Source organism: Phycisphaerales bacterium, from assembly GCA_020852515.1.
In the GTDB taxonomy this organism is placed as follows: domain Bacteria; phylum Planctomycetota; class Phycisphaerae; order Phycisphaerales; family UBA5793; genus UBA5793.
The window spans coordinates 46,094-60,623 of record JADZAS010000030.1 but is presented as its reverse complement, the minus strand read 5'-3'; the positions used below and the strand labels follow the sequence as shown (position 1 = coordinate 60,623).

General features: G+C 67.0%; 11 protein-coding genes and 1 other RNA gene. 7 read left to right on the top strand and 5 right to left on the bottom strand.

What is annotated here, in order from left to right; genetic code table 11:
• Positions 1-12 precede the first annotated feature (12 nt).
• Both IT430_17655 and IT430_17650 read left to right on the top strand, forming a co-directional pair.
• The gene (locus IT430_17655; protein MCC6909765.1) at positions 13-3,264 is read left to right on the top strand and encodes a DEAD/DEAH box helicase; all 3,252 of its coding nucleotides are present in this window, start codon (positions 13-15) and stop codon (positions 3,262-3,264) included.
• Entirely contained in the window at positions 3,261-4,190 is a 930-nt protein-coding gene (locus tag IT430_17650; GenBank protein ID MCC6909764.1) for a hypothetical protein, read from the top strand. Before IT430_17655 ends, IT430_17650 begins: the two co-directional genes overlap by 4 nt.
• Here the strand turns inward: IT430_17650 and IT430_17645 are convergent.
• Both IT430_17645 and IT430_17640 read right to left on the bottom strand, forming a co-directional pair.
• Entirely contained in the window at positions 4,178-4,666 is a 489-nt protein-coding gene (locus tag IT430_17645) for an acyl-CoA thioesterase (protein ID MCC6909763.1), read from the bottom strand. The two genes, IT430_17650 and IT430_17645, sit on opposite strands and share 13 nt — an antisense overlap.
• Positions 4,663-5,016, bottom strand: a complete 354-nt coding sequence (locus IT430_17640; GenBank protein MCC6909762.1) for a DUF971 domain-containing protein — start codon at positions 5,014-5,016, stop codon at positions 4,663-4,665. The genes IT430_17645 and IT430_17640 overlap by 4 nt, the downstream gene beginning before the upstream one ends.
• 91 nt (positions 5,017-5,107) lie before the next feature.
• On the opposite strand from IT430_17640, the gene pyrF reads away from it, so the two are divergent.
• The 4 genes from pyrF to IT430_17620 are packed head-to-tail and all read left to right on the top strand — an operon-like array spanning position 5,108 to position 10,440.
• Positions 5,108-6,007 carry an orotidine-5'-phosphate decarboxylase gene (gene pyrF, locus IT430_17635; protein ID MCC6909761.1) on the top strand — a complete coding sequence of 300 codons (900 nt, stop codon included), beginning with the start codon at positions 5,108-5,110 and terminating at the stop codon, positions 6,005-6,007.
• 35 nt (positions 6,008-6,042) lie between these two features.
• Complete coding sequence (locus IT430_17630) at positions 6,043-7,569, top strand: extracellular solute-binding protein (GenBank protein ID MCC6909760.1); 1,527 nt, start codon at positions 6,043-6,045, stop codon at positions 7,567-7,569.
• 11 nt (positions 7,570-7,580) lie between these two features.
• Positions 7,581-9,071 (top strand): pyruvate kinase, encoded by a 1,491-nt coding sequence (gene pyk, locus IT430_17625; GenBank protein ID MCC6909759.1) that lies wholly within the window; start codon positions 7,581-7,583, stop codon positions 9,069-9,071.
• A gap of 58 nt (positions 9,072-9,129) precedes the next feature.
• Positions 9,130-10,440 carry a CinA family nicotinamide mononucleotide deamidase-related protein gene (locus tag IT430_17620; GenBank protein MCC6909758.1) on the top strand — a complete coding sequence of 437 codons (1,311 nt, stop codon included), beginning with the start codon at positions 9,130-9,132 and terminating at the stop codon, positions 10,438-10,440.
• Positions 10,441-10,670: 230 nt separating this feature from the next.
• On the opposite strand, the gene IT430_17615 is transcribed toward IT430_17620, so the two are convergent.
• Entirely contained in the window at positions 10,671-11,207 is a 537-nt protein-coding gene (locus IT430_17615; protein ID MCC6909757.1) for a transposase, read from the bottom strand.
• Between the two features lie 455 nt (positions 11,208-11,662).
• Positions 11,663-12,112: RNase P RNA component class A (gene rnpB, locus IT430_17610), an RNA gene on the bottom strand.
• A gap of 71 nt (positions 12,113-12,183) precedes the next feature.
• On the opposite strand from rnpB, the gene IT430_17605 reads away from it, so the two are divergent.
• Complete coding sequence (locus tag IT430_17605; GenBank protein ID MCC6909756.1) at positions 12,184-13,194, top strand: hypothetical protein; 1,011 nt, start codon at positions 12,184-12,186, stop codon at positions 13,192-13,194.
• Between the two features lie 240 nt (positions 13,195-13,434).
• On the opposite strand, the gene IT430_17600 is transcribed toward IT430_17605, so the two are convergent.
• Positions 13,435-14,508: a hypothetical protein gene (locus IT430_17600; GenBank protein MCC6909755.1), complete on the bottom strand. Its 1,074-nt coding sequence runs from the start codon at positions 14,506-14,508 to the stop codon at positions 13,435-13,437.
• Positions 14,509-14,530 lie beyond the last annotated feature (22 nt).

Below are 14,530 nucleotides of genomic sequence, written 5' to 3'. Positions count from 1 at the left end.
CACGCCGGTTTCATGTTGATTATTCACGCCAACTGGTCCGCGCATCGACTGGCGTTCTGGGCGGAGTCCACCGAAGCGGTTCGGTCAGCGCCGCCGCTGTCCAATGGAGCGGCCGCGCCCGCGGGCGGCGACGGCCATGCGCCCGCTCATCCCTATTCACCTCCCTTGGCCGCGCTTGAAGAAGCACTGGCCGAACTCGGGGTAGACCGCTCCTCTCTGGCGCCCTGCTCGCTGCGCCTCCAACTGCCCTCGCTGGGCCCGGCGCCGGCGCCGAGCCCGTTGGCGCTGACCGAGGCCGGGCTGGACGCGTCAGCCGTGGCCGCCGAGTCGCTGTGCGCTTGGGAAACGCCTGCAGTCGCCGTGCCGGCCGAGCGGGTGCTGCAGACGCTCAGCGCCTTGGACCGCGCCTGCGACGACCTGCCCGATTCGATTCGATTGGGCAGTTCGATCGAGTACTGGATCCGCGTCGGGCGCTTCATCGCTGAGTTGCTCGTGGCCCAGCGGTTTATCCCCACGCTCGAACAGGACTTGGGTGGGATGCTCCGCGGGCACTGGCGGCTGTGGGTCGGCGACGAGGACGTGGCCGGGCGAATGGGCACGCTGGTGCGCCACATGCCCGCCATCGCGCGCTGCGCCGTGGATGAGGCCGCGGGCGATTCGTGGACCATCATCGACGAAATGACCAATGGCGTGGCGGACGCCGAGATCAGGCGCCTCTTCGCCGAAGACGGCATCCCCGAGGCGATCGAAGAGAGCGACCCGCTCAGCGACCAGCACGTCGCCTGGCTCACCAGTCTTCTCGGGCGCGAGTCGCAGATGAAACTGCCGGTCTCCAACGCCGTGCAGTTGATGCGCGGGGTGCGGCAGTGGCTGGGGCGCCTCTATGACGTCGGCCAGGGACGCGCGTTCCGTCTGTGCTTCGAACTCCAAGAGCCGGGCGAACTCAAGGACGACGGCGAGTTGTACGCGCCCGACCGGGGCGTGCTCTGGCCGCTCACGCTGCATCTGCAATCGGTTGATGAACCGGGCGTGCGCATCGGTGCGGCGGAGGTCTGGTCGTTCTCCGGCGACGTGCAGGTGGTGGAGGGGCTGCGCATCGATCAGCCGCACGACCTGCTCCTGGGCGAACTCAAGCGGGCGTCGAAACTCTTCGCGCCGCTCGAGCCGGCGCTGGTCGAGGCGCACCCCGTCAGCGTCGAACTCACGACGGACCAGGCGTATCTGTTCCTGCGCGAGGCGCGGCGGGTTCTGGAGGAATCGGGTTTCGGCGTGGTCGTGCCCGGCTGGTGGGATCGGCCCGAGGCGCGGCTGTCGGCGCGGCTCAAGGTGCACAGCGCCGACGTGGACCTCTCGCCGGGCGCAGCGCGCGTGAACGGCACGCGTGCGGCCATCGGGCTCGATTCGATCGTGCAGTACCAGTGGCAGGTGGCCATCGGCAACCACATTCTCACGCGAGACGAATTCGAGCGCCTTGCGCAGCAGCGTTCGCCGCTTGTTCGCCTGCACGGCGAATGGGTGGAAATCAGGCCGCGCGACCTGGCAGGGGCGCAGACGTTCTACGAGCAGGCGGAGGAGGGTGAGATCACCCTGCGCGAGGCGCTGCGCATGGCGTACGGGACGACGCCTGAGTCGGCCGGCTTGCCGGTGCTGGGTATGGACGCCGACGGCTGGGTGGGGCAGCTCTTTGGCACGAGCGCCGCAGGCGCCGATGCGCGGACCATGCCGATCCTGCCCCAGCCCGATGACTTCGTCGGCAATCTCCGTCCTTACCAGGTCAAGGGCCTCAGTTGGCTGGCGTTCCTCGACCGCTTCGGCCTTGGCGCCTGCCTCGCCGACGACATGGGCCTGGGCAAGACGATTCAACTCATCGCGCTGCTGCTGGCCGAGCGCGAGCCGGATGCGAACGGCGACCGTTCTGCCGGGCCGACGCTGCTGGTGGTACCGACGTCGGTCGTGGGCAACTGGGTGCGCGAGTTGCGGCGTTTCTCGCCGGAGCTGCGCGTCCTGGTGCACCACGGTGTGACGCGGGCGACGGGCGAGGAGATGATCCTCAACGCCCAGCAGCACGACGTGGTCATCACCACCTACGCGCTGGTGCACCGCGATCGCGAGACGCTCGGTCGCATCCGCTGGTGGCGCGTGTGCCTTGATGAAGCGCAGAACATCAAGAATCCCACCGCCAAGCAGTCGATGGCGATCCGCGACCTGCAGGCCGACCGGCGCATCGCGCTCACCGGCACGCCGGTCGAGAACCGCCTGAGCGAACTGTGGTCGATCATGGATTTTCTCAACAGCGGGTATCTCGGCTCGTCGCACGAGTTCCGCCGCCAGTTCGCGCTGGGCATCGAACGCTACCGCGACCAGCGGCGCATCGAGCAGTTGCGGCATCTCATCCAGCCGTTTGTGCTGCGGCGGCTGAAGACCGATCCCAACGTCATCGCCGATCTGCCCGACAAACTCGAATACAAGATCTACTGCTCGCTCACGCCCGAGCAGGCGCGGCTGTACGAGGCGACGGTGCAGACGATGCTCCAGCAGGCCGACGCGAGCGAGGGCATCCAGCGGCGCGGCCTCGTGCTGGCGACGCTGGTGAAACTCAAGCAGATCTGCAATCACCCGGCTCATTTCCTGCGCGACGGCGAGGAAGGCAAGGGCGCGATTGTCAAGCCCGTCCGCAGCGGCAAGACGGCGCGCCTCGTCGAGATGCTCGAAGAAGTCGTCGCCGAGGGCGATGCGGCCCTGGTGTTCACGCAGTTCCGCGAGATGGGGCACCTGCTGGCTTCGATGATCCGCAAGGAACTCGGCGTCGAGGTCCTCTTCCTGCATGGCGGCACGCCCATGGGCAAACGCGAGGAGATGATCGACCGTTTTCAGCAGCGCGACGGAACGTGCCCGGTGTTCATCCTGTCGCTCAAGGCCGGCGGCTTCGGCCTCAATCTCACCGCCGCCAATCACGTCTTCCACTTCGACCGGTGGTGGAATCCCGCCGTCGAGAACCAGGCCACCGATCGCGCGTTCCGCATCGGCCAGACGCGGGCCGTGCAGGTGCATAAGTTCGTCTGCTCGGGCACGCTCGAGGAGCGAATCGACGAGATGATCGAGCAGAAGACGGAACTGGCCGAGAACGTCGTCGGCAGCGGCGAGCAGTGGCTGACCGAACTGAGCACCGACCAGTTGCGCGAAGTGCTGGCGCTGCGCTACGAGGATGTGCCCGGCGGCGGTGAAGAGATGGATGACGCGACCACGGAGGAGGCGATGCCGTGAGCACCTCGCCTTCCAGCCGATACCCTCATCGCCTGCCCGACAAGCCGCGGCGCGTGCGCCGTGGGCTCAAACTCAACGTCAAGGCGGACCGGCTCGGTTCGCACCGCCTGGCGCGGCAGTGGCTCGAGTTCGCCCGCGATTCGGTCGGCGACGCAGCGAAGTTCGAAGAGGGGATGAACTACGCGCGGTTGGGGCAGATCGTCAGTTTGGACATCCTGCCCGGGCGCGTTGAAGCCAGCGTGCAGGGCCGCCACGCCCGGGCGTACCGCTGGGTGTTGAACCTGCCGCGCTTCGACCACGACACCATCGAGCGGCTCATCAACGCGCTGGCGGGCGAGGCGCGGTTGGCGCACGGCCTGGCTGAAGGCGAGGTGAGCGATGAACTGCTCGCCGTGCTTGAGTCGCTTCAACTGGGACTGCTTCCCAAGACGGGCGACGCCGTCGAGGCGCCCACGTGCACCTGCCCGACGATTCGCGACCGCGGTGGCAGCGGCTGGTGCAAGCACGGCGCGGCCGCGGCGCACCTGCTCACCGAACGGCTCGACAACAACCCGGCCCTCGCGTGGACGGTGCGCGGCGTCGATCCGATCGAACTCGCCGAGCGCATCCGCCTCCAGCGCACCATCGACTCGGGCGCCGGCCCGGCCACGGCCCACCAGCCGCTCGACCGCTCGCTCGCGGGCGCCGAGCCGTTGGCGCTGGAGCGCGCGATTGACTCGTTTTATGACCTGCGGCCGGAAATCCTCAACTTTGAAACGCGCCTGGCGCGGCCGGAGGTGTCGCACGTTCTGGTGCGCCGCCTGGGCCCGTCGCCGTTCCCCGACAGCCGCTTCCGCATCCTCGGCCTGCTCGCCACCTGTTATGACCTGGTGAGTCAGCAGGTGATCGAGGAGACGGTGGACGGAGCTGACGATCAGGCCAGATAGCGCCCCGCCATCTCCGGGTCGATGCGCTGCGGCTTGCTGGCGCTGCGCGAGACGAGCACCCAGATGGTCATCGCCCGGCAGACGACTTTGTCATCACTTGGCCGGTAGATCAGGTAGCGGCGAGGCGAACTCGTCTTGTTGAAGCCCTCCACCCATGTCGCCATGAGCAACTCGTCGCCGAGCATCACCTCGGCGAGATAGTCGATCTCGTGCCGGCGCACGAACCAGATCAGGTCGCGCTCGATGTGCCACTGGTCGGTGTAGCCCAGCGAGTCGCTGTGCGCCACGGCCATCGATTCGAGCCACTGAACGAATAGCGTGTTGGGCACGTGCGGGATGATGCGGCTGATGTGCTGCGGACCGACCCGCAGACGCAGCGTGAACGGATCACGGTGCGGGCAGCCCAGGCGCAGCCAATCAACGCTGGTCCCTTCCGCCGGCCCGGGCAGCGGCGCTTCGCAGGCGCGATCGGTCATCCCTGGCTCTCACGGGGCGAATCGGGTCTGCGGTTGGCGGGATCGATCTCGCGCAAGTAATCCCACGAGTAGAGCCCGGTGTCGTGGCCGTCGGAGAAATGGATCTTGATCGCGTAGTGGCCGACGAATTCGGCATCGACGATCGTGAGCGGCGTGCCGTCGGACACGGCCGATTTCGGCAGCACCGCGAGCGGGTTGCGGGCCAGTTGGTCGCGCAGTTCGCGTGCTTCGGCCGAGGGAGACCACTTGCGCAGATAGGCCACGGAGTAGAACGACGTCGTGCCGTCGGCCCACTCCACCGTCAGGCCGCGATCGCGCTTGATGTCGAGATGTTGGGGTTTGGCGAGCATGGCCGGAGGCGCGGGCGATGGCCGCGCGGATTGCGCAATGGTAGCGCGGCGGCGGCCTAAACTCGTGCGTCCAGACCACCGGAGCCAGTACGTGGAGCACTTCTCAGACCGGCTGCTGAACGCGATCGGCCGCAAGGGTTCGCCCGTGTGCGTGGGGATCGACCCGGTGCACGAGCGGCTGCCGGGCGAACTGCGGCGGCGCATCGACGGGCCTCGCTCGGCGCTGGCGGCGATCAGCGAATACTGCTCCACGGTGCTCGACGCCGTCGCCGACGTCGTGCCCGCAGTCAAATTTCAGAGCGCGTGCTTCGAGCGCTATCGCGATGAAGGCGTCGAAACGCTTTACAGCCTGATCGCCGACGCCAACGACCTTGGGCTGATGGTCATTCTCGACGCGAAGCGCGGCGACATCGGCATCTCCGCCGATCACTATGCGGCGGGCATCTTCGAGCCGTGGGTCGATCGCGATGAACTGGCGCCGCGACTGGCCGTGCCCGATGCGGTGACGATCAACGGCTATCTTGGCGGCGACGGGATCGAGCCGTTCTGCAGGGGCGGGCGGGGCGCGTTTGTGCTCGTGCGAACGAGCAACCCCGGTGGCGATGCGATCCAGCAGGCTCGACTCGAAAGCGGACTCAGCGTTGCCGAACATGTGGGCAGCGTTGTCGATGGCCTGGCGCGCGAGCACATGGGTACGCTCGGCTACAGCGACCTCGGCGCCGTGGTCGGCGCCACCAAGCGCGATGAGATCGCCTCGCTGCGCTCGCTCATGCCGCGCTGCATCTTCCTTGTCCCCGGGTACGGCGCGCAGGGCGGCGGCGCGGAGGATGTGCAGGCATGCTTCAACCAAGACGGGCGCGGCGCGATCATCACCGCCAGCCGCAGCGTCATCTACGCCTACGAAAGGGACGACTCGCAGCCATGGGCGGACGCCGTGGCGGAGGCGGCGCAGGTCTTTGCCGGGGAGATCGGCGAAATCGCGCCGGCGTGAGCGCCATGGCGAGTCGGGGTTCTGGAGACTGACGGGTGCGCGTTGACTGGCTCAAGTGGAGTTTTCTGCCGGCCCTGCTCGTCGTGCTCGGCGTGCCGTTTCTCTTTCGGCCGCGCGCCGAAGCGGTGGACGGCGAGGCGCTGCGCCTGGTCATCATCACGCCGCACAACGAGCAGATCCGCACCGAGTTTGCGCTCGGTTTCGATCGCTGGCACCGAGCCCACTACGGCGGGCGCGGCGTGGTCATCGACTGGCGCACGCCCGGCGGCACATCTGAAATCCGCCGCCAACTCTTCGCCGAATACGAAGCGGCGCTGCGGCGCGGGCCGATCCGCCCGGGCTCGATGAGTTATGACCTGCTCTTTGGCGGCGGCAGTTACGAACACAACCAGATGATGAGGCCCATCACGGCCGTCGGGCCCGACGGCCAGCCGCACTCCGCGACGGTGAGCATCGCCGTCGAGTTCAGCGCCGAACAGTTGCACGAGTGGTACGGCGAGAACGAAATCGGCCGCAACGTGCTCTACGAGCCGGGCCTGCACTGGTTCGGCACGGCTGTGTCGGGCTTCGGCATCGTTTACAACATCGACGTGCTCGATCGACTCGGTGTCAAGCGGCCGCAGACGTGGGAAGACATGACCGACCCGCGCCTGGTGGGCTGGGTGGCGCTGGCCGACCCGGGTCAGTCGGGTTCGATCGCCACGGCGCTCGAGGTCATCCTTCAGCGGCTCGGCTGGCGCGAAGGCTGGCGCATCCTGCGCGAATCGGCCGCCAACACGCGCTACTTCGCCGACTCGTCGAGCAAGATCCCCATCGACGTGAGCCTCGGCGAGGCGGCGATGGGCATGTGCATCGACTTCTACGGTCGCACGCAGGCGCAGTTCATCCGCAACGCCGACGGCAGCGAGCGAGTCGGCTACGTCGATCCGCCGCGCCTGTCGGACATCGATCCCGATCCGATCAGCCTGCTCAACGGCGGGCCGAATCCTGAACTGGCCGTCCGCTTCATCGAGTATTGCCTGACGATTGAGGGTCAGGCGCTGTGGGACTTCCCACTCGCGCAAAGCGAGGGTGATCTCGGGCCGCGACAGTTCGAGTTGCGCCGCCTGCCGGCGCGGCGGATCATGTACGAGCAGTACTTCGATCGCTTGATCGACGCGGTGAATCCGTTTGAACTCGCCGAGCCGATTGACTCGTGGGACCCCAGTATGCGCAGTTTCGTCGCGCCGCTGCTGGGCGCGATGGCGATCGACAATCTCGACGAACTGCGCGCGGCGTGGGAGGCGATGCACGCGCTGCCGGCTGATGATGCGAGGGTCGCTGAGATGCGGCGGCTGTTCAATGCCATGCCGACGGTGACGCTGCTCGACGGCGCGGTGGTCTCGCTCGACTCGGCCGAGCACCTGGCCGCGATTCGCGCCGACTGGAAACTGGCCCGCTCGACCGAGGGCCTGGCCAGGGGCTATGACCCGCTCAAGGCCGAGCGTGACCGCATCGCCTGGGCGGAGTTCTTCCGCTCGAATTACGCCGCGATCGTAGAGTTGAGTGAATCGAGCCGATAAGAGTCCGATCCATGTGGCGAAGCCGCAACACTCTCACCAAGATCGTCGCAACGCTGGGCAAGGCGACCAGCGACGCCGCGACGATTCGCAAACTCGTCGAAGCCGGGGCCTCGGTCTTTCGGCTCAACTTCTCGCACGGCACGCTGGACGATCACCTGCAGGTACTTCGCCACGTGCGCCAGGTGGAAGCCGAACTCGGCTACCCGATCGGGGTGCTGGGCGATTTGTCTGGCCCGAAGATCCGCGTTGGGCAGGTCATCGACGGCGGCGTGCACGTCGAGGCGGGTCAGGACGTTGTCTTTCAGCGCGATCCCATCGTCGCCACGGGGCCGCGCTTCTCATCGACCTACCTTGGCCTGGTCAGTGACGTGGCGACGGGGCAGAAACTTCTGATCAACGACGGGGCCATTCGCATGCTCGTCGTCGAACAGAAGCCCGATGAGATCGTCTGCCGCGTCACCACCGGTGGGCTGATCACCAGCGGCAAGGGCGTCAACCTGCCCAATACCGAGGTCAAACTACCCTGCGTGACGGAGAAGGACTACGTCTGCCTCGAGTGGGCCATCCGAAACGAACTCGACTTCATTGCGATGAGTTTTGTGCGCCAGGCGTCGGACGTCGAACTGCTGCACCGGCGCATTCTGGAGATGATGAAAGGCAGCGGGAGGCGCTCGCTGCCGATTATCGCCAAGATCGAGCGGCCCGAAGCGCTGCACAACATCGAAGCGATCCTCGACGCGGCCGAAGTGATCATGGTCGCCCGCGGCGATCTTGGCGTGGAGATGGATCTGGCCGAAGTGCCCGCGATCCAGAAGCGGCTCGTCGATGCCGCCCAGCGTCGCGGCAAGCCGTGCATCGTCGCCACGCAGATGCTCGAAACGATGATCGCCAATGCCTCGCCGACGCGCGCTGAAGCCAGCGACGTGGCCAACGCGATCCTCGACGGCGCTGACGCCGTCATGCTCTCAGGTGAAACGGCCGTGGGCGCCTATCCGGTGCTGGCGGTGGACACGATGAGCCGCATCGCCGCGGCCACCGAAGAGTATGTGCGCAGCACGCCGCACCGGCCGCCGCCGATGACCACCGAGCGCATGAAGGGTCACTGGACCGCGGCCATCGCGCATGGCGCGTGGATGATCGCGCAGGATGTGCGGGCGAAAGTCATCGTCGCGGCGACCGAGTCGGGCCTGACGGCGCTGCACCTGAGCCAGAACAACTTTCGCATTCCCATCGTCATCGGCTCGGATGATCTTTCGACGCTGCGGCGCATCACGGTGCTCAACGGCGTGACGCCGGTGGCCATCACCATGCCACCCGATCTCGATCAGTTCACCGAGCTGTTCGATGAACTGCTGCTGAGCCGGGGTTGGGTGAATCGCGGCGAACCGGTGGTCATTCTCGCGGGGCATCCGAGCGGTCGGGTGGGCTCGACGAATTCGCTGGCGGTGCACCACGTCGGCGACCCATCCACGGGGTATCGCGGCCGCGCGGGCCAGCGCTGAGCGCCGATCGGGGCGAATGCCTCATTCGGCCGCGCGATCTTGCTGATAGTATTGCCGCATGAGCGCAATCACGGCCGGCATCCTCACCATCGGCGATGAACTCACCAGCGGCGATCGCGTCGACACCAACAGCACGTGGCTGAGCGAGCAACTGCTCGGCCTCGGGATTGAGACGGCGTTTCACCTCGCGCTGCCCGACGATCGCCGGTCCATCGCTGACTCCATCGCCGAGTCGGGCCGGCGCGTGGGCGTGCTGCTCATCACTGGCGGGCTGGGCCCCACTGAAGATGATCTGACGCGGCAGGCGCTGGCCGACGCGATGGGCGAAAGCCTCGAAACGGATGAGCGGGCCCTGACGCTGCTCAAGGTGCGCTTCGAGAAGCGAGGTATGGACATGCCCCGCCGCAACCTCCAGCAGGTGCAGCGGCCGACCTCGGCGGCCCTGATCCCCAACGCTCTGGGCACGGCTCCAGGCTTGCGCGCGCAGATCGGCGAGGCCCGCGTGTTCGTCATGCCCGGCGTGCCCGGCGAGATGAAGCACATGTGGGCCGAGCACGTCGAGCCGGCGCTGCGCCAACTGACCAACGGCGCTCAGCGCTGCCTCACCACCTGGATCCACAGCGTGAGCCTCGCCGAAAGCAAAGTCGGCGAAATGATCGAAGACCTCATGCAGCGCGACGCCCAGCCCGTCGTCGGCACGCTCGTGCGCGACTTTGTCGTCAGCGTGCGCATCCGCGCCGACGGATCGGGGCCGGACGTGGAAGACCTCGTCGTGACCGCGGCGCGCACGGTTCGCGATCGCCTGGGCGTCTACGCCTTCGGCAAGGATGATGACACGCTCGCCGGCGTGGTCGTGCGCCAACTGGCGGCGCGCAGTGCCAGCCTCGCCACCGCCGAATCATGCACCGGCGGCTTGCTGGGCTCGATGGTGACCGAAGTTTCCGGGGCCAGCGCCGTCTACCGCGGCGGCTGGGTGACCTACAGCAACGAGTTCAAGATCGACCTGCTCGATGTCGCGCCCGAGACCATCGAGCAGCACGGCGCCGTGTCGGGGCTCACGGCGGACCAGCTGGCCATCGGCGCGCTGGCCCAGAGCGGCTCGAGCTTTGCCCTGGCGATCACCGGCATCGCCGGGCCCGACGGCGGCAGCAGCGCTAAGCCCGTCGGCACCGTCTTTGTCGCCCTGGCGTTCATCGACGAAGACGGCGAGCCGAGTTCGCACGTGCGGCGGTTCGTCTTCCCTGGCAATCGCGAGATGATCCGCCAGCGCGCGGCCATCACCGCCCTGGCGATGCTCCACTTCCACCTCGCCAACGACGGCCTACTTCCCGAAATGCTCGGCGAGTATCGGCCGCGCGTGGAAGTGTGAGTCGGCGTTAGGGTGCCGTGGTCTAAGCGATGCTCTGAGAGCGCAGGCCACGCGATCGCGCAGCAAACAGGCGAACGACTCTGAGCAGGGTGCCGAGGCCTGACCGAAGCTCTGTGAGGGAAGGCCACGCGACAGCGCGATAGACGCGCAGCCAGAACGGCCCACTCACCGCGCCCCCGCGTGGCCTTCCGGTCGCAAAGCCTCCCTCCAGACCACGGCACCCCGATGAACTATGGCCGCAGCGGATCAATTGAGACTGGCCCGCCACGGTCTCCTGCGTACCAGCGTGCCGACAACCATGGCCAAGCCGTCGCCTTTTCCACGAGGCTGCGGCGCATGGGGTTGTTGTGAATGTACTCGGTCTTTTCCAACAACTCGTGCTCGCTCACGATGTTCCGGTCATAGCCTCCACCGCGCTGCCAGAATCGTGTCAATCCTCGCGAATCAACCAGCCGCGACAGTATTGGCGCGTTGAGTTCGCGCCAGGTTTTGAGCATCATCCTGGCGAATGGCTCCTTGAGGCCGCGCAGTACGGGCGGCAACTCCTGTGTCGGCGCCGGGACCAGCAGCAGATGAACGTGTTCCGGCATGATGACCCACGCGATGAGTCGGAACCCATCGCGCTGTCGCCGGATTTCGAGATGCTCCGCGAATGCATCTTTGATCCGGTCATTGCCAAACAGAGGGAGTCTGCGAAAGCACGAGAACGTAAGGTATCGCGCATCACCGCCGTGCTCGTATCGCTTGCGATGGCGCCGCTTCTCCATCGAGAGATCCTACTCCGCCGGGTGCCGTGGTCTAAGCGACGCTCCGGGAGCGCAGGCCACGCGATCGCACGATTGACGAACAAGGTCAACGAACCTCCCACCGCCCCCGCGTGGCCTTCCGGTCGCAAAGCCTCCCTCCAGACCACGGCACCCGGCTCGGCGAGTATCGGCCACGCGTCGAGGTGTGAGACCTCACGCGGAGGCGCGGAGATCGCGGAGCAACGTGAGCGGTCGTCGGGGGTCCAACACATTCAGCACAAAGTCACAACGGCACGACGTCACAAATCAGAATGCCAGTTTTGAATTGAATCGAAATCAGCGCCCCCGGTTCACTCCGATTCAGTTCTTCTTCGTGTCTTTGTGCCTTTGCGTCTTGGTGCTCAAGCGCTAAACGTCCGACTGGATCAGCGCGCACCGACACACGCATTGAGGTCATCAAGGCGTGTGCAGTGAACGGTCGGCAGCGGATGGTAAGCCGAGTTCTGTTCCGCGCTGGCCTGCTCCTTGACGGGGGCTCGCGGCCGGCGCGGGACGATCATTTCTCTGCCCGGCGCGTTGCCGCGACGGGGCGTGAAAACGCCGAAGCGCCGTCACGCAGCGGTCTACCCGTTCCCATTGGCCGGACCAGCCGGGAACTGTGCGACCTTGCACGCGGTGGGGTTTGCCATGCCCCGATTGTCACCAATCGGGCGGTGCGCTCTTACCGCACCTTTTCACCCTTGCCTGTTTCGGGCGCGGGGCCCAATCATCGGCGGTGTGTTTTCTGTGGCACTTTCCCTGGCCCGCGACCGCGGCGCCGAAGCGCCCTGTTCGAGCCGGTGGGTGTTACCCATCACCGTGTCCTGCCGTGCTCGGACTTTCCTCCCCGGAAGCGTGCTCCCGGAGCGATCGTCGCATCCGCGGCGACACGAGATGATAGTCGCTCCGCGCTGCGCTGGTTCGCGGCAGCCGCGCCCTGGCCTCGATACACTGTGGCATGGCCGAAGTGTCCAAAGTCGATGGTGACGGCGTTGCGGCAACGCCGACGGGTCGGCGGGCCATCATCTGGTGCGAGGCGGAGCACGCCGATCTCATCGATGAATGGCGCCAGGCGACGCGGCTGGACCTCGCGGCCATCGGCGCGCCCAACCCCGCCGCGGCGGCCGAACTCTCGACGCGCTTCCAGGCCGAGAAGACCGATGACCTGCGCCAGGCCGTGCACCACGTATCGCACGATGTGCTCGTGCTGCTCACGCTGGGCGGCATTGTCCGCGATGAGCGAAAGACCATCTTTGACAAAGCCAGCGCCACGCTCACGCTTGAGCCGATCGCCGACGGCATTTCCGACGCATCGCTCGAGGGCGTGAAGTCGCCGGTGTGGCTCGTGCCCGCCATGCGCCACAGCGCGCCGATGCGCCTGTTTGACGATCTGCGCGAGAACCTCGGTGCGATCCGATCGGTGAACGTGATGATGCGCTGCCGCGGCTCGCGCGGCTCGCTCTACGCGCGACTGACTGACGCGGTCGATACCGTCGAGCGCCTCTGCGGGCCCATCGAACTGCTCGACGCCGCCATGAGCGGGCCGACCTCGAACCAGCCCGAGACCCTGCGCGAATTGCACGGCCACATCACCGTCAACGCCCGCTTTGCGCAGAACTGCTGCGCGAGCATCCACGTGAGCGACTGCGGCGGGACGTGGGCCCGGGGCGTCACCGTCCTGGCCGAGAACGGCTGCGTCCGCATGACCGATCACGACCTGGAGTGGGTCGATCCGGCCGGCGCCGTGATGGAGCAGAACCGCTTCGAGCGGCCGTCGGCTCGCGGCGCCGCGGCCGCCCCGGCGGACCTGCTGGCCGATGAGATCGACGCGATCCTGGATCCCCGTCGCGTGCCGCGCGAGCCCTACCCTCAGCCGTCCACGCTGGCGGTGTGCGAGGCGGTGCGGCTGAGTATCCGCACGGGCCAGGGCGAGTCGCCGCGCAAACTGCAGCAGTTGATCCGGGCATAGCGCGGCGCCGCCGGCCGATTCTCCCTGCCCCAGATGAAAAACCCCGTTGCCACACAAGGCGGCAACGGGGCGGAGGGGAGAAAGATGATCATTCCAAAAATCGGACAAACTTGAGCCGACGCAATATGAAAAACAAGGCATATGCCGATTGACATTGCGTAACTGACGCGGCCGCTTTGATTTACAACTAAAAGTTTTTTCCGCCGCAAATTTGGCGCGACGGACCACCGGGGCGCCGTTTCAGGCCGAAAGGGTGACGTTTCCGCCGGTGACCATGCGCTCGTAGGTGGCGCAGAGCAGGTCGCTCTGGGCGCTCATGGAGTGGCGCTGGGCGATGATGCGACGCGCACTTTCCGCGCGTTCCCGGGCGGCGTCCGGGCTTGAGAGCAGCCGCCGCAGCGCCGTGGCCCACGCCGCGGGCTCAATGTGTTCGAGGAGGGTGGCCGCGTCCTGGCCATAGAGCACGTCGATGTACGGGTCGGGGACGGCGATCGTGGCCATGGGCGCCGCCATCGCCTGCAGCAGGAAACTGTTGTTGCGCCCCGTGGCGAAGGGCACGGCGAGGACGCTTGCCGAGAGCACCAGTTCGCGGTGTTCGAGCACGTCGGGGATGAGGCTGAACTGGTCGCGCACCGACCGGTCGCCGGCGCGGCGCCAGGCCCGGGCTTTGACGGCTTCATCGAGGTCGGCAAACACCGTTACCTGGCGGAAGTCCGGCGCCACCATGGCAAAGCCGTCGATCACGCCTTCAATGGCGCTGTAGGGCGCGCCGCGGCCGGCGAGGACCACCGCGACGCTGAACTCGACCTGCGCCAGAATGCGGTGCGGCTCGGGCGCGACGTACACGCCGATCGGAACCGTCTGTATGAGTTCGCGCGGCACGCCGCGGCCGCAGAGGCGCGCCAGCGCTTCGCCCGCGGGCAGAACCGCGCCGAGGTGCGCCGATGATGCATGCCGCTGTGCCGCCCGCGCCTCCTCGCGCGACCAGACGGAGAGCGCCACCGGGCAATCGAGCAGCCCGGCCAGCGTCATCGCTCCGCGCCACGCGCCGGCGCCGATCGCGTGAATGACATCGGGCTTTGGCGACTGGAGCGATTCAGCCATCTGGCGGATCGAGGCGCTGAGCGTCCACGGCAGGCCCGAAGCGCGGTAGGCCAGGCGCGGCGTCAGCGCTACGCGCGGATCGTCGGGCATGGTGTCGGGCAGCAGGCGCACGACGCGCTGCCGCGCGGAGATGAGCCCGACCACGGTGCGATTGAACCAGTCGCGCTCGCATCGGCCAATCTCTTCGTCGATCATGAGGGCGACGAGCATGCAGATCTCCGTGCCGCCGCGG